Genomic DNA, 15,227 nt, shown 5'->3' on the forward strand with positions numbered 1-15,227 from the left:
TGAAATGCCGCGTTACGCTTTTTCTTGTCACAAAGCTCATTTTCCGCGTTTGCACAGCGCCGATGAGTAGTATAAATACGATCAATATCGCTTCCCTTCGTTATATGGATTACTTGCGTTGAAAATTCTTCTCCCGCGCATCGCCGCGCTTGCCCTCGCTGCGCTGCCCATTTTGGGGTTTGCGCAAACCTCACCCGATCCGGTCTTTGCGTCTGAAATTGCAGAGCGCTATGCCAACCATATCTATTACGGAAGCGGCGCTACCGGTATGGCGATGGTGGTTATCGATGGTAATCAGCGAGTGTTCCATAGTTTTGGGGAAACCCGCCCCGGCAACAACGTGCGGCCCCAGCTGGACTCCGTTATCCGTATCGCCTCGCTGAGCAAACTGATGACCAGCGAGATGCTGGTCAAAATGCTCGACCAGGGCAAAGTGAAGCTGAACGATCCGCTAAGCAAATATGCGCCTCCGGGTGCACGCGTCCCTACCTTCAACGGTCAGCCCATTACGCTGGTAAACCTTGCGACGCATACCAGCGCCCTGCCCCGCGAACAGCCCGGCGGTGCGGCGCATCGCACCGTTTTCACCTGGCCTACACAAAGCCAGCGCTGGAACTGGTTGTCCACCGCTAAGCTGAGATACGCCCCCGGCACTAACGCCTCTTATTCGAACCTCGCCTTCGACCTGCTGGCTGATGCCCTCAGCCGTGCCGCGGGCAAACCTTACGCCACGCTGTTTGACGAGCAAATTGCCCGTCCGCTGGGCATGAAGGACACCACGTTTACCCCTTCGCCCGACCAGTGCAAGCGTCTGATGGTGGCGGAAAAAGGCCCCAGCCCATGTGACAACACGCTTGCCGCGGTTGGCAGCGGCGGGGTTTACTCCACGCCGGACGACATGATGCGCTGGATGCAGCAGTTCTTAAGCTCTGACTTCCATCAGCGCAACAGCCAGGCAGATCGCATGCAAACGCTGATTTACCAGCGTAAGCAGCTGCATAAAGTCATCGGTATGGACGTACCGGGCAAAGCGGATGCGCTTGGCTTAGGCTGGGTGTATATGGCACCAAAGAACGGCCACCCGGGTATCGTGCAAAAAACCGGTGGCGGCGGTGGCTTCATCACCTACATGGCGATGGTGCCGCAAAGCAACGTTGGGGTATTCGTGGTCATTACCCGTTCACCGCTCACCCGCTTCGTGAATATGAGCGACGGCGTGAACGATCTGGTGTCTGAATTAAGCGGCTATGCGCCGGTCGTCACGCCAGCGTCGTAGCGAGCAACAAGGCAGCTTTCAGAGCCGCGTGCGGAAATCCTCTACCGCTTCCGTCCGCGCGGCTCTATGCTTTAGCCATGGATAAAATGGCTGAACTGAAAAAAACCAAGCGCATCGCGCTCTCATTGCTGCTCATTGCGGCGGCAACTTTCGTCACAACCCTCTTCCTCCCGCCAGGCTTCTGGGTCAGCGGACTCAAGGCGATCTCCGAAGCCGCGATGGTCGGGGCGCTCGCCGACTGGTTTGCCGTGGTGGCGCTGTTCCGCCGCGTGCCGATTCCGTTTATCGCCCGACATACCGCGATTATTCCCCGTAATAAAGACCGCATCGGCGAAAACCTCGGCGTCTTCGTGCAGGAGAAATTCCTTGATACCCAGTCGCTGATAGCCCTGATCCGCCGCCACGAACCGGCGCAGATGATTGGCGTCTGGTTCAGCAAGCCGGACAACGCCCAGCGCGTCGGCCAGCATCTGTTACAGGTGATGAGCGGCTTTCTGGATATGACCGACGACTCGCGCATTCAGAGCCTGCTGCGCCGGGCGGTGCACAAGGCGATTGATAAGGTCGACCTGAGCTACTCCAGCGCCCTGCTGCTGGAGAGCATGACGAAAAATAACCGCCATCAGGCGCTGCTGGACGCGATGATCGCCCAGCTGGTGACGTGGCTTGACCGCGAAAGCTCCCGCGATTTTATCGCCCACCAGATTGTGCACTGGCTGGAAACGGAGCATCCCCGTAAAGCAAAAATCCTGCCGACGGAGTGGCTTGGCGAGCACAGCGCCGAGCTGGTGACCAGCGCGGTCAATAATCTGCTCGACGACATCACCCACGACCAGGGCCACCAGCTGCGTCTGGCCTTTGACCGCGCCACCTTTAAGCTTATCGACAGGCTGAAAAGCGACCCGGAAATGGCCGCCAAAGCGGAGGATATCAAAACGTATCTGAAGGAGGACGAGGCGTTCAACCGCTACCTGAGCGAGATGTGGGGCGACCTGCGGAAATGGCTGAAGGAGGATATGCGCTCGGAGGACTCCCGCATCAAACAGCGCATTGCCGAGGCGGGCCAGTGGTTTGGGGAGACGCTGGTGAACGACAGCGCCCTGCGCGCGTCGCTTAACGAGCATCTGGAACAGGCCGTCGGCAAAGTCGCGCCGGAGTTCGCGACCTTCCTGACCAGGCACATCAGCGATACGGTAAAAGGCTGGGACGCGAAAGATATGTCCGCGCAGATCGAGCTAAACATCGGTAAAGACCTGCAGTTTATCCGCATCAACGGCACGCTGGTCGGCGGCACCGTCGGCCTGCTGCTGTTCCTGCTTTCGCAGCTGCCTTCGGTGATTCATTTTTGATAACGAACGGCGGATGACGTTACCATCATCTCGCCGGTTTCGTAGGTCGGATAAGCGCAGCGTCATCCGACAAAAAACAACGCTACTGCGCTAAAGGAATGCGAACAATACTGTCCGGCCCTTTGGTGGTGTGGTCCTTATTAAAGCCCTGCTTCACCGTCACATACAGCGTTTGCCCGTCGGCTGAGAGCAGCAGGCTATTTGGATGCGGCGGCAGGCTGATGGATTTTTTCTGCGCATACGTCGTGGCGTCCAGAATCAGCAGCCTGCCGGATTCGCGCTGGGTCAGGTACAGCTCGTTGCGCTTCGCGTTGAACTTCACCGCCAGGGTATCACCCGTCGCCAGGTTCTTCAGCACTTCCCCGGTTTTGCTGTCCAGCACCAGCGTGGTTTTCGCCTTCGAGTTGTCGGTCACGAACAGGCGGCCCGTCGCCGGATCTTCTGCCAGGTTAAGCAGCAGCGCTGGTTTATCCCCGAGCGGCTTCCAGCGTTTTTCGATGCGGTTAGTGCGCGGGTTAATCACCAGAATTTCACCGCCGCCGTTCGCCGCGTAAACACGCTGCGTCTGCTCTGAGTAAAGCAGGCCGGTAACCCACTTCCCGGCGTTATTAATGCGCTTTTTCAGCTTCAGCGTCTTCGCATCCACCACCCAGATCACCGCCGGATCCGCTACGCCGCCTACGTACAGCAGCCCGTCATGAAGAATGATTTCACGCGCGCCGTACGGCAGGCCCTTCTCGTTACGCTCGGTGAACAGCAGGCGTTTGAGCACCTTGCCATCTTCAACGTTGACCGCGCTGATGCCGCCGTCCAGCGAGTTGGTCACAAACAGCGTTTTGCCGTCCGCATCCATTACCGCACCGAAGTTTTTCAGGTCAGTATGCGATTCCCCCAGCGTTTTCAGCGTCACCGGATCCAGCTTGTAGATCACTCCGCCCTGCACGGTTTTAAACCCCTGCGCGGTAGCGACATACAGCGCGCCCGACTGCTGGCTGAGCGCCATTTCATACACGCCTTCAGAAAGCTCACGCTGCGTTAAGGCGCTTTTTTGCTCCGTCTGAGCAGCGGCTGCGGGCTGCCCGGTTTTGGTTTGCTGAGCGGTACATCCCGTTAATGCCAGCGCAATGAGCGCCGCCAGCGCCGTTGTTTTTTTAATCACGATGAGGTTCCTGTTTCCGTCAGAAAGGCGGGTGGCGGCCTGTGAGAGCCTCCCCGGTGCCGGACAGGACACCAGAGAGCAAAACGCCACCCTTAAATGCAAATGAGAAACATAATCATTTCACTGCTAAATGTAAACGCTGTTGATTAATGAATCCTCCTCATGACGGCATTCAGTAACCAGGAGTAATCCTTCCGCTACGCCGTCTATGCTTAATAGTTCGCTATAAAACCTACGCGGTACATTTTTCCTGGTTCAACTTTTAGATTACTGGAGGCCTGGTATGAGCAACCAAGGCGATGAGGCAAATAAAAGAGTGCAGCCTGAAACTGGCGGCAATATGAGCAAAATTTTCTGCATTAGAGATTTTGACCTGCCTGAATACAACCTGACCAGGCGGGATCTGCTGAAAGCGGGCGCGGCTTCTGCGGCGGCCGCTGCCATGACGCACTCCGGCCGCCTGGGAGCCAGCGAACTGAAAACGACGCCGCCACCGGCAATGTCCCCCGTGACGCTGAAGGTCAACGGCAAAGAACACCGGCTGGAAGTCGACACCCGGACAACGCTGCTGGACGCGCTGCGGGAGAACCTGCATCTCACCGGCACCAAAAAAGGCTGTGACCACGGCCAGTGCGGGGCCTGTACCGTTATCGTCAACGGACGCCGTCTTAACTCCTGCCTGACCCTGGCGGTGATGCAGGACGGCGCCGAAGTGACCACTATCGAAGGCCTCGGCACGCCGGATAACCTGCATCCCATGCAGGCCGCGTTCATCAAACACGATGGCTACCAGTGTGGCTACTGCACGCCAGGGCAGATCTGTTCGTCCGTGGCGGTGCTAAAAGAAATCGAAGACGGGATCCCAAGCCACGTCACCCTCGATCTTGTTTCACCGGCCCAGCCAACCCAGGAGGAAATTCGCGAGCGCATGAGCGGCAACATCTGCCGCTGCGGGGCGTACTCCAACATTCTTGCGGCGATTGAAGACGTCTCCGGGGGGCAGAAATCATGAAGGCATTCACCTACGAACGCGTAAAAACCCCGGCGGAGGCGGCAGCCAGCGCCCAGGGCAAGCCCGGTGCCAAATTTATTGCGGGCGGCACCAACCTGCTCGATCTGATGAAGCTGGAAATAGAAACTCCGCCCCACCTGATAGACGTTAACGGCCTTGCGCTGGATAAAATTGAGCCGACGGAGAACGGCGGCCTGCGGATCGGTGCGCTGGTGCGCAACACCGATCTGGCAGCCGACGAGCGAGTACGACGCGACTACGCCGTGCTTTCACGCGCGCTGCTTGCGGGTGCTTCGGGCCAGCTGCGCAACCAGGCTACCACCGCCGGAAACCTGCTCCAGCGTACCCGCTGCCCCTATTTCTACGACACCAATCAGCCCTGCAACAAGCGCCTTCCCGGCAGCGGCTGCGCGGCTCTTGAGGGGTTCAGCCGTCAGCATGCCGTAGTGGGAACCAGTAAAGCCTGCATCGCCACGCACCCCAGCGATATGGCGGTCGCCATGCGGCTGCTGAACGCCGCAATTGAGACAGTCAGCCCGGACGGCAGCGAGCGAAAGATCCCTGTCGCAGAGTTCTACCGCGCGCCGGGCAATACGCCCCATCTGGAGACCGTCCTCAAGGCAGGCGAGCTGATCGTTGCCGTTACGCTCCCCGCCCCGCTCGGCGGCACGCATATCTACCGTAAGGTCCGCGACCGCTCCTCCTACGCCTTTGCGCTGGTATCCGTCGCCGCAGTGGTACAAAGCGATGGCACAGGCCGCGTTGCGCTGGGTGGCGTTGCGCACAAGCCCTGGCGCATGGAAGAGGCGGATGCCCAGCTTCCCCAGGGTGCAAAAGGGGTATACGACCGGCTGTTTGCTGGTGCCACCCCAACGCCTGAAAACGAATTCAAGCTGATCCTGGCGAAGCGCACGCTCGCCTCGGTGCTGACGGAAGCGAGGGGATAAATCATGAAATTTGATAAGCCAGCGGGCGCAAACCCAATAGATCGGCTTAAGGTAGTCGGCCTGCCGCATGACCGCATTGACGGCCCGCTAAAAACCACCGGCACCGCCCGCTACGCCTACGAGTGGCACGATGAAACGCCCGATGCGGCCTATGGCTATATCGTCGGCTCCGCCGTGGCGAAGGGCAAAATCAGCTCGATGGAGCTGGAGGCCGCCCGCCAGGCGCCGGGGGTTATCACCATCGTCACCGCCGACAACGCCGGGAAGCTCGGCAAGGGGGATAAGAACCCCGCCCCGCTGCTGGGCGGGCCGGATATCACCCACTACCATCAGGCGGTTGCCGTTGTGGTCGCGGAAACGTTCGAACAGGCCCGCGCCGCGGCGGAGCTGATTAAGGTCGAGTATCGCCGTGAAAAAGGCAGCTACGATCTGGCCGATGAAAAACCTTCTGTCAATAAGGCACCCGAAAGCGAACCGGATAAATCGACCGGCGATTTCGAAGGTGCTTTTGCCGCCTCCGCAGTGCAGCTGGACGCCACCTACACCACGCCCGACCAGAGCCATATGGCGATGGAGCCGCACGCCTCTATGGCGCAGTGGCAGGGCAACAAGCTCACCGTCCACACCTCAAACCAGATGGTGGACTGGTGCCGCAGCGACCTGGCCACCACGCTGAACCTGCCGCCGGAAAACGTCCGCGTGCTGTCGCCCTATATTGGCGGCGGATTTGGCGGCAAACTCTTCCTGCGCAGCGATATTCTGATGGCCGCGCTGGGCGCCCGCGCCGCAAAACGCCCGGTCAAAATCGCGCTGCAGCGCCCGCTGATCCCGAACAATACGACCCACCGTCCGGCGACTATTCAGCACATCCGCATCGGCACCGATAAAGACGGGCGCATCTCTGCCATCGCCCACGAAAGCTGGTCCGGCAACGTTGCGGGCGGGCCACCGGAGACGGCGGTGCAGCAAAGCCAGCTGTTGTATGCCGGGGCAAACCGTTTCACCGGGCTGCGGCTGGCAAAACTCGACCTGCCGGAAGGCAACGCCATGCGCGCGCCGGGCGAAGCGCCGGGCCTGATGGCGCTGGAAATCGCCATCGATGAAATCGCTGAGAAGGCGGGCGTCGATCCGGTTGAGTTTCGCATTATCAACGACACCCAGGTTGACCCGGCCAACCCGAAACGCCCCTTCTCCCGCCGCCAGCTGGTTGAATGCCTGCGCACGGGGGCCGACCGTTTCGGCTGGAAAAATCGCAAAGCGCAACCCGCCCAGGTTCGCGACGGGCGCTGGCTGGTCGGTATGGGCGTTGCCGCAGGGTTCCGTAACAACCTGGTGATGAAATCCGGCGCGCGGGTGCATCTGGACGCCAATGGCCGCGTCACCGTGGAAACCGACATGACGGATATCGGCACCGGCAGCTACACCATCATCGCCCAGACCGCCGCCGAAATGCTGGGCGTGCCGCTGGAAGATGTGGTGGTTAAGCTGGGGGACTCCGACTTCCCTGTTTCGGCAGGCTCCGGCGGCCAGTGGGGGGCGAACAGCTCCACCGCCGGGGTTTACGCTGCATGCGTCAAACTGCGTGAAACGGTCGCCGCGAAGCTGGGGCTTGATCCGCAGAAGGCGGAGTTTACCGACGGGCAGGTGCGCGACGGGGAGAAAAGCGCGCCGCTGAAAGACGCAGCCGCTGGCGGGACGCTGACCGTTGAGGACAGCATCGAGTTCGCGGAGCTGGAAGAGAAATTCCAGCAGTCCACCTTCGCCGCGCATTTCGTCGAGGTTGGCGTGGATATGGCGACCGGGGAAACCCGCGTGCGCCGCATGCTGGCGGTTTGTGCCGCTGGCCGCATCCTCAACCCGAAAACTGCTCGCAGCCAGGTGATTGGCGCGATGACCATGGGCGTTGGCGCGGCGCTGATGGAGGAGTTAGCCATCGACGAACGGCTGGGGTATTTCGTGAATCACGATCTGGCCGCCTACGAGGTGCCGGTCCATGCGGATATCCCGGAACAGGAGGTCATCTTCCTCGACGATACCGACCCGGTGTCATCGCCGATGAAGGCCAAAGGCGTGGGCGAGCTGGGGCTGTGCGGCGTGAGCGCGGCTATCGCCAACGCGGTGTACAACGCGACGGGCGTGCGGGTGCGGAATTATCCCGTGACGCTCGATAAGCTGCTGAAGGGGTTACCAGAGCTGGTTTAAGCGTGCCTGTGGCTGGCAGCCAAACCAAGGTTGCCAGCGCGGCGCTACGCCTGTGAATCAAAGCCGGAAATGCGGTCGCGCCCGGCCTTTTTGGAACGATACAAAGCTTTATCCGCCTCGGACATCATTGCCGGTAATCCGCAGTGGTAAGCGCTTGCTACCCCAAAACTTGCCGTGAAGCGGATCTCCATGCCGCTTTCCGCGGCAACGCGAAGATTTTTGCAGGTCATTTGTAAAAGCCAGGCATAGTGCAGGACATCTTGTTTATCAGCCATCCTGAACATAATGGCGAACTCCTCACCGCCAACCCTGGCAACAATCCAGTCCTCCATGGCGACTTGTTGCAGCGCTTTCCCTAAGCTCGACAGCACCTTGTCGCCGGCAGGATGCCCCCAGGTATCGTTGATATGCTTAAAATGATCGATATCTAACAAAATCAGCCACGCCGGCGCTTCACTGTCCTTCTGCTCCAGCAGCTGTTTCGCTCTCATTTCAAAGCCCCGACGATTCAACACCCCGGTGAGCGCATCTTTCTCTGCCAGTAATTTTAATTCATCGCTGAGCATTCTTTTTTCATCAATATGCTCTTCAAGTTTATTTAATGTCGTTTCCAGCGCTTTTATTTCGCAAATTTGCGTTTTGTGAGGCAACTCCTCTTCATCAATGCCCATCGATTTCACTCGCAAATTAATTTTCATCAGCGGTTTAACCACGCCTGAATGAATATAAATCACGGCCACCAGCGCCAAAGCATAAACTAAAAACAGCGTCACCAGCGTCATGACCAGATGATTTAAAGCACTTTTCTTCTCTTTACTATAGTAACGGTGCACATCTGACAAATACATATGCAACAAATCATTGAATGTGCTCAGACTGTTTTGATAGCGAATCGAAAAGTCTTCAACGCTGATTGAATACGGCTCTCTATTTTCACTTTGGGCCTGAAGCAGCTGAACGAGTGCAGCACCTTTATTTTGAAATTTATGTCGCGTTTTAAGCATTAATTCCCGAAAGTCGGCTGAGTCTTTAACCTCATCGGTTTGCGCACCAAGCAACCACCACTGAATTTCTATTCTCGCCCACTCTTTCGATATTTTTTCCAGCTGTTGTTCGGTTAACGGCTGCCCTGTATTGAGATAATATAAAAAATATGATCCCAACTTGCCCGTTGAGTTACGCAGCCCGCCCAGCGCCTGGCCCTGCAAGATAGCGCCCAGCGCGGAAGGCTCCATTTTGATGAATGACTCAGTCCTGATAAATAATATATTATGAAAATACTCGGTCGCTTCCATCATTGAATCAACAGCGACCTGCGCACCAGATGCATTATCTCGCGGACCCGCAACATATTGCTCAACGTCTGCTCTGCCACGCAATAAATGAGAAAGTGTATTTTGCAACATTGTGCTCGAAAGAATCTCATCAGGGATTTTTTTGAGCGCCTGATCGGTCAGACTCTGGCTTTTATGAAAGGCCGCTCTGGCGGCTTTCCTGTTATTACCAGAGGAAAATATAAGTTGATTTGCAAAACCACGCTCTTCGGCTAGCTTATTTGAAACATTAAGAACCTGATAAAAATCAGAGAATTGAGTGATATTATCCTGTGCTTTATTATATTGCGTCCAGGCGTTGCTAATCAGTTCCCAGGAAAGTATAGATGTCAGACAGACAATCACAAATGCGATAGCTGAAATTCTTTTGATCAGCGGGGAGTTTCTTACCAGCACGGTATTCAATTTTCATTCTCAGCCATTCTTCATCAGTGACCGATATTACTTACCAGCATGCAATTGTGCAAAAGAAAAGCCCTAAAATGTGAGCTATTTTAAAATTCTATTTTGTTAAATTTTCAATATTGATTAACTGCATAGCGTTAATTTAATTAGCCAGATAATTAATCTTCACCGAGCCAACAAGATTTATCTAGCAGATATATTGCTCGAAAAAAGTACCACGCCTTTTCATGGCCAGGTCCTCAAAGCCCTCGGTGCCGAAATGCTGCTTTTAGAGCAATATCCCTCTACCCCGACAGCAGAACGGCAAAAATGTCCGCCGCGCGAAGGCAAAGCGAATCATTCTTCACTACGCTTTGAAACTGTGTTTACCCGTTGCTTTACTGCTTTCAGCCACCCTTCCACAGCCGTGGAATAGCAAGCGTTACTCCATCCTTCCCACCAGGGGGTTAGATCATGTCATTTGTCACCACGAAAGATAATGTCAGCATCTTCTTTAAAGATTGGGGCCCTAAGGACGCGCAACCTATTTTCTTTCACCATGGATGGCCGTTAAGCGCCGACGACTGGGACACGCAGATGCTGTTCTTCCTGTCGAAAGGCTTTCGGGTGATCGCATCCGATCGACGTGGGCATGGTCGCTCAAGCCAGGTCAGCGAGGGGCACGACATGGATCATTACGCGGCGGATGCCTCCGCCGTGGCAGAGCATCTGGATCTGCAAAATGCGGTGCATATCGGACACTCCACCGGCGGCGGACAGGTTGCGCGCTATGTGGCGAAGTATGGTCAGCCGCAGGGCCGAGTGGCGAAAGCCGTGTTGATAAGCGCGGTACCGCCGCTGATGGTGAAAACGGACGGCAATCCTGACGGCACGCCGCTTGAGGTGTTTGACGGCTTCCGCCAGGCGCTTGCCGCGAACCGGGCGCAGTTTTTCCTGGATGTCGCCGCCGGGCCTTTCTACGGCTATAACCGCCCGGGTGCCGAGGCCTCACAGGGCATCATTGACAACTGGTGGCGGCAAGGCATGGCTGGCAGCGCCAAAGCGCACTACGAAGGCATCAAAGCATTTTCGCAAACCGATCAAACGGAAGATCTGAAGGCTATTACCGTGCCAACGCTCATCCTGCACGGCGACGACGACCAGGTCGTGCCTTATAAAACAGCGGCGCTGCTGCAGGAAAAACTTATCCCCAACAATAAAATGAAGATCTACCCCGGCTACCCACACGGTATGCCGACTACGCACGCCGACGTCATCAATAACGATATTCTTGAGTTTATTCGTAGCTAACAGCGTGGAGAGCGGGGCCTATCGCAAGAGTGATACGCCCCGCCTCTGACGGCTAAATCAGCTTAAACAGCACGCGGATTGGTTTGAGGTTAACGATGGCGTGCCAGATTTTATGCAGATCGACCACGCCCGCCAGCGACAGCAGCGCGAGGGTAATCATCAGCGTCGAGGCGGTGATAATCAGCATCAGGCGAACGATGTTTTTTTGCATCTTCACCTGTTGTGCGCTGCGGCGTTCGTCTTTTTCGTAATCGACGATGGTGGCGACAGACCTGGGCTGCACAAAATAGCGTTCGTCTTGCTGCATCAAATCTTCGGTGATAACCAGCGACTTCAGCAGCAGCGTCACCTTACGGCGAAACTCTTCATTGCGGATGTGCTTATACCAAAGCTTGCCATACAGCAGCTCGATCACCTCGTCGACGGTGACCCCCGCGTTTAGCTTTGACGGGCGTTGATGAACATATTCGTTAACCAGCAGGTTAAGCAGCGAGATGCGGTCACGGCTTTTCAGCTCCTTGCTGGCAAAAAATGCCGACACGAACCTGCCTTTGCCGCGGCTGATGAGCGTTTTAAGATACACAAAGCGGGTGTAATAGCTGAAGTTGAAAGCCAGAATGCCACCGAAGCTCACCGGCCCGTAGCGGCGATGGTGAATAATCTCCGTATCCATTTCATCGAGTTCGGCAAGGGTAATGCGCCGCTCATCCGTGTAATCATGTGTCTCATAATCCCAGCGGGCTATGAGCGCGGTATTATCCTGCCAGTCCACCAGCCGGTAACGTTGGTGGTCAACATCCACCAGATGCACCGAATAGTAGTTGTACGGATTTCCTGTCCGCGCGTCCTTAGCGACAAGCATGGGGAGACGTTTTTTCCATAACGCCTGACGCAGAGAAGCCATTTTACCGTCGAGCATTCTTCTTCCACCCGTGTGTCTGAAAAGCATGAATAAATTAAGCAGGAGACCTTAGTCGATATAGCGGTGAAATATCGACCAGCAGGCTGTTTAATTTTAAACGAGGCTTTACAACTATGGCGGAAGAAAAGGAGATAGCGAGAGAATGGCGCGATATTTATTGTCCCGGGCCTCCCTGCCCGGCCGAAAGCCTGCTTACTCGAAGCAGACGTCCGGGTTGTCCGCCAGTGAGACGTAGGTTTTTGTGTTTTTATCCAGCGTGCGGATCTCGCCGCTTTCAATGTCATATACCCATCCATGCAGGCGCAGGGCGTTATTGCGCAGGCCAACGGCAACGGAAGGATGCGTTTTGATATTGTTCAGCTGGGCGATGACGTTCTCTTCCACCATCGCATTCACTTTCGCGGTTTCGTTATCCCAGCTCTTTTTCTCCACCACCGCTTTTGCCGCGTCGGAATAGCGTAGCCAGTGATCGACGGCAGGCATGGAATCCATGCACTGGCAGGTCGCAATGGCCTTCATCGCGCCGCAGTTAGAGTGGCCGCAAATCACGATATCCGTTACGCCCAGCGCCACGACCGCATACTCAATCGTTGCCGAGACGCCGCCCGGCTCCGGGCCGAACGAAGGCACGATGTTACCGGCGTTACGAATGACAAACAGCTGCCCCGGCTCCTGCTGGGTGACCAGCTCCGGCACCAGACGGCTGTCGGAACAGGAGATAAAAAGCGCCTTCGGATTCTGGCTGGAGGCTAAACTACGAAAGAGCTCTTTACGCTGCGGGAATATTTCTTTCTGGAAGTTGAGGAAGCCCTCAATGATATGTTGCATAGCACGGTCTCTTTTATTGTCTTCACCAGATTATGATAAAGATCACACTCAGTTAGTCTAGCTCCGGCAAAAGAAAATGATGAGTTTCTGATGGATTATGGATGTCACGAGGAGAAGTATCGATGAAGAAGATTGCGATTATCGGCGCAGGACCGACAGGGATCTACACGCTTTACTCGCTGTTTAAGCACGGCGAACCGCTTGCCGTCTCGGTCTTTGAGCAGTCTGACGAGGCAGGCGTAGGCATGCCGTACAGCGATGAGGACAACTCCAGGCTGATGCTGGCCAACATCGCCAGTATTGAGATCCCCCCTATTTTCAGGACTTATCTGGACTGGCTTAAAGAGCAAAGCGCTGAGCATCTTGCCCGTTACCGCGTTGAACATGCCTCCCTGCATGACCGCAAATTCCTGCCGCGTATTCTGCTGGGCGAGTATTTCCGCGACCAGTTCCTTGAGCTGGTAAAACAGGCGAAGCAAAAAGGCTTTGAGATAACCGTCCGGGAAACATGCCGGGTAACCGACCTGGAGGCGACAACGGAAGGCGTGCGCATCTGGGCGGAAGAGAAGCCGCTGCAGGAGGTCTACGACCTCGCCGTTATCGCTACCGGGCACGTCTGGCCCGACGAAAGCGAATCGACGCGCACCTTCTTCCCGAGCCCGTGGTCGGGGCTGATGGAGGCAAAAATCGGTGCCTGTAGCGTCGGTATTATGGGCACGTCGCTCAGCGGCATCGACGCCGCCATGGCCGTCGCCGTTCAGCACGGCAGATTCATCGAGGCGGACGAGCAGCAGGTGCGCTTCGAGCTTGATAAGCAGAGTGAACCGCTGAAAATCGTGCTGATGTCCCGCTCAGGTATTCTGCCGGAAGCCGATTTCTACTGCCCGCTCCCGTACGAGCCGCTAAGCATCGCCACCGAAAACATCATTGAGAAAGAGATCGCCAAAGGTTCGGACGGCCTGCTGGATCGGGTGTTCCGGCTGATGGTTGAAGAGCTGGCGCTGGCGGATCCCGCCTGGAGCGAGCGGATAGCCCTGCGGGCGCTTAATCCGCAAAGTTTTCACGACGCCATCTTTGCCCCGCGCCATCAAAACGATCCGTTCGAGTGGGCGGAAGCCAACCTTGAAGAAGTTGAGCGCAACAAGCGCGACAAACGCACAATTGCCTGGCGCTACACCATCCTGCGGCTGCACGAGGTCGTGCAAGAGATCGTCCCTCATCTGAGCGAAGAGGACGGCAAGCGCTTCCACGACAGCCTGGCGCGGGTGTTCATCGATAACTATGCGGCGATCCCCTCAGAATCCATCCGCCGCCTGCTGGCGCTGCACAAAGCAGGCGTCATCAGCATTCAGGCTCTGGGGCCGGACTACGAGCTGGAGGTTAAAGAAGAGCGGACGGTGATCTACGCGCAGGGAGAAAAGCATGAGTTCAACGTTTATATCGATGCCCGAGGCCAGAAAGCGCTGAAAACCAAAGACCTGCCGTTCCCGAGCCTGCGTAAGCAACTGCTTTCTACGGGGGACGATATCCCGGACGTCAGCAAAGATTACACCCTGCTTGCACCGGAGGCCGTGCGCGGTCGCATAGCCTTCGGCGCGCTGCCGTGGCTGATGCACGACCAGCCTTTCGTGCAGGGCCTGGTGGTTTGCGCGGAGATGGGTGAAGCGATGGCGAAGGCCATTTTTGAGATGGATTTACGGCCTCGCCGACGACTGTATTTTATGGAGCTGTGAGGAAGGCGTTTCAGGCGATAGTCAGACGCGGGGCGATCTTCTCGATTGCCTCGCAAATCTCTTTGTCCAGGCGATCGTCGGTGACGATATCGGACAACGACGCCAGATGGGCGACGTTAAACAGCGACCAGGCACCGTATTTTGAACTGTCCGCCAGCAGCACACGTCGTTTAGCATTGGCGATTAAGTCACGCTTGAGCGCCGCTTTTTCTTCGGTCGGGGAAGTGATACCGCGCTGCAGATCCCAACTGTTACAGCTGACAAACGCCACGTCAGGCCAGACGTTCTGCAGCAGTTTTCGCCCGTGATCGCCGATACAGGACTGGCTGGAATCATCGATGCGGCCACCGATAATCGTCACTTCTATCTGCTTAAACTCAGCAAGGAACAAGGCGATATGCAGATCGCTGGTGATCACCCGCAGCGGCAGATGGGTGAGATGACGCGCCAGCTCAATCATCGTCGTGCCGGCATCAAGCACCACGGCGTCACCAGCCTTAACAAAACTGGCCGCCGCACGAGCGATGGCATGCTTCTCAGCAAGGCTGCGCTGCATTTTCTCATGGGTAGTTGGCTGGTTGGGGATAAACCGGTTGAGCGTCACGCCACCGTGGGAGCGACTGATCACCCCCTCCTGGTCGAGCTTGATTAAATCGCGGCGGATGGTGGCCGGAGAGGCCTCAGTCACCGCGACAAGCTGTTCAACTGTGACCAGATTATGCCCTTTCAGGTAATCCATAATCTGCTCTAACCGATTATATCCCTTCATC

General features: G+C 56.5%; 12 protein-coding genes. 7 read left to right on the plus strand and 5 right to left on the minus strand.

Going from position 1 to position 15,227, the window contains the following annotated elements; all coding sequences use genetic code 11:
- The first annotated feature begins 118 nt into the window (after positions 1-118).
- Together ampH and HYQ67_RS05770 are read left to right on the plus strand one after the other, a co-directional pair.
- Entirely contained in the window at positions 119-1,276 is a 1,158-nt protein-coding gene (gene ampH / locus HYQ67_RS05765; protein ID WP_202302250.1) for a D-alanyl-D-alanine-carboxypeptidase/endopeptidase AmpH, read from the plus strand.
- 77 nt (positions 1,277-1,353) lie between these two features.
- A complete protein-coding gene (locus HYQ67_RS05770) occupies positions 1,354-2,625 on the plus strand; it encodes a DUF445 domain-containing protein (protein ID WP_202302253.1) in 1,272 nt (423 codons plus the stop codon).
- 82 nt (positions 2,626-2,707) lie between these two features.
- Here the strand turns inward: HYQ67_RS05770 and HYQ67_RS05775 are convergent, their stop codons facing one another.
- Entirely contained in the window at positions 2,708-3,784 is a 1,077-nt protein-coding gene (locus HYQ67_RS05775) for a YncE family protein (RefSeq protein ID WP_202302255.1), read from the minus strand.
- Between the two features lie 340 nt (positions 3,785-4,124).
- Between HYQ67_RS05775 and paoA the strand changes: the two genes are divergently transcribed.
- The 3 genes from paoA to paoC are packed head-to-tail and all read left to right on the plus strand — an operon-like array spanning position 4,125 to position 7,945.
- Entirely contained in the window at positions 4,125-4,796 is a 672-nt protein-coding gene (gene paoA, locus HYQ67_RS05780; RefSeq protein WP_202302423.1) for an aldehyde dehydrogenase iron-sulfur subunit PaoA, read from the plus strand.
- Positions 4,793-5,743: an FAD binding domain-containing protein gene (locus tag HYQ67_RS05785; protein ID WP_202302257.1), complete on the plus strand. Its 951-nt coding sequence runs from the start codon at positions 4,793-4,795 to the stop codon at positions 5,741-5,743. Before paoA ends, HYQ67_RS05785 begins: the two co-directional genes overlap by 4 nt.
- A gap of 3 nt (positions 5,744-5,746) precedes the next feature.
- Positions 5,747-7,945, plus strand: coding sequence for an aldehyde oxidoreductase molybdenum-binding subunit PaoC (gene paoC / locus HYQ67_RS05790; RefSeq protein WP_202302259.1), 2,199 nt, complete (start codon positions 5,747-5,749; stop codon positions 7,943-7,945).
- Positions 7,946-7,989: 44 nt separating this feature from the next.
- Here the strand turns inward: paoC and HYQ67_RS05795 are convergent, their stop codons facing one another.
- On the minus strand, positions 7,990-9,675 hold the full coding sequence (locus tag HYQ67_RS05795) for a GGDEF domain-containing protein (RefSeq protein ID WP_348519207.1): 1,686 nt from the start codon (positions 9,673-9,675) through the stop codon (positions 7,990-7,992).
- A 462-nt stretch (positions 9,676-10,137) separates the two neighbouring features.
- Between HYQ67_RS05795 and HYQ67_RS05800 the strand changes: the two genes are divergently transcribed.
- A complete protein-coding gene (locus HYQ67_RS05800) occupies positions 10,138-10,974 on the plus strand; it encodes an alpha/beta fold hydrolase (RefSeq protein ID WP_202302263.1) in 837 nt (278 codons plus the stop codon).
- 52 nt (positions 10,975-11,026) lie between these two features.
- On the opposite strand, the gene HYQ67_RS05805 is transcribed toward HYQ67_RS05800, so the two are convergent.
- Complete coding sequence (locus HYQ67_RS05805) at positions 11,027-11,893, minus strand: hypothetical protein (protein WP_202302265.1); 867 nt, start codon at positions 11,891-11,893, stop codon at positions 11,027-11,029.
- A gap of 195 nt (positions 11,894-12,088) precedes the next feature.
- The gene (locus HYQ67_RS05810; protein WP_202302267.1) at positions 12,089-12,724 is read right to left on the minus strand and encodes a carbonic anhydrase; all 636 of its coding nucleotides are present in this window, start codon (positions 12,722-12,724) and stop codon (positions 12,089-12,091) included.
- 122 nt (positions 12,725-12,846) lie between these two features.
- On the opposite strand from HYQ67_RS05810, the gene HYQ67_RS05815 reads away from it, so the two are divergent.
- A complete protein-coding gene (locus HYQ67_RS05815; RefSeq protein WP_202302270.1) occupies positions 12,847-14,457 on the plus strand; it encodes an FAD-NAD(P)-binding protein in 1,611 nt (536 codons plus the stop codon).
- Between the two features lie 10 nt (positions 14,458-14,467).
- Here HYQ67_RS05815 and HYQ67_RS05820 read toward each other — a convergent pair whose 3' ends face one another.
- A complete protein-coding gene (locus tag HYQ67_RS05820) occupies positions 14,468-15,226 on the minus strand; it encodes a DeoR/GlpR family DNA-binding transcription regulator (RefSeq protein ID WP_202302272.1) in 759 nt (252 codons plus the stop codon).
- Position 15,227 lies beyond the last annotated feature (1 nt).

Origin of the sequence: Dryocola clanedunensis subsp. sulfonylureivorans, from assembly GCF_016756775.1 — a bacterium.
GTDB lineage: Bacteria > Pseudomonadota > Gammaproteobacteria > Enterobacterales > Enterobacteriaceae > Dryocola > Dryocola clanedunensis.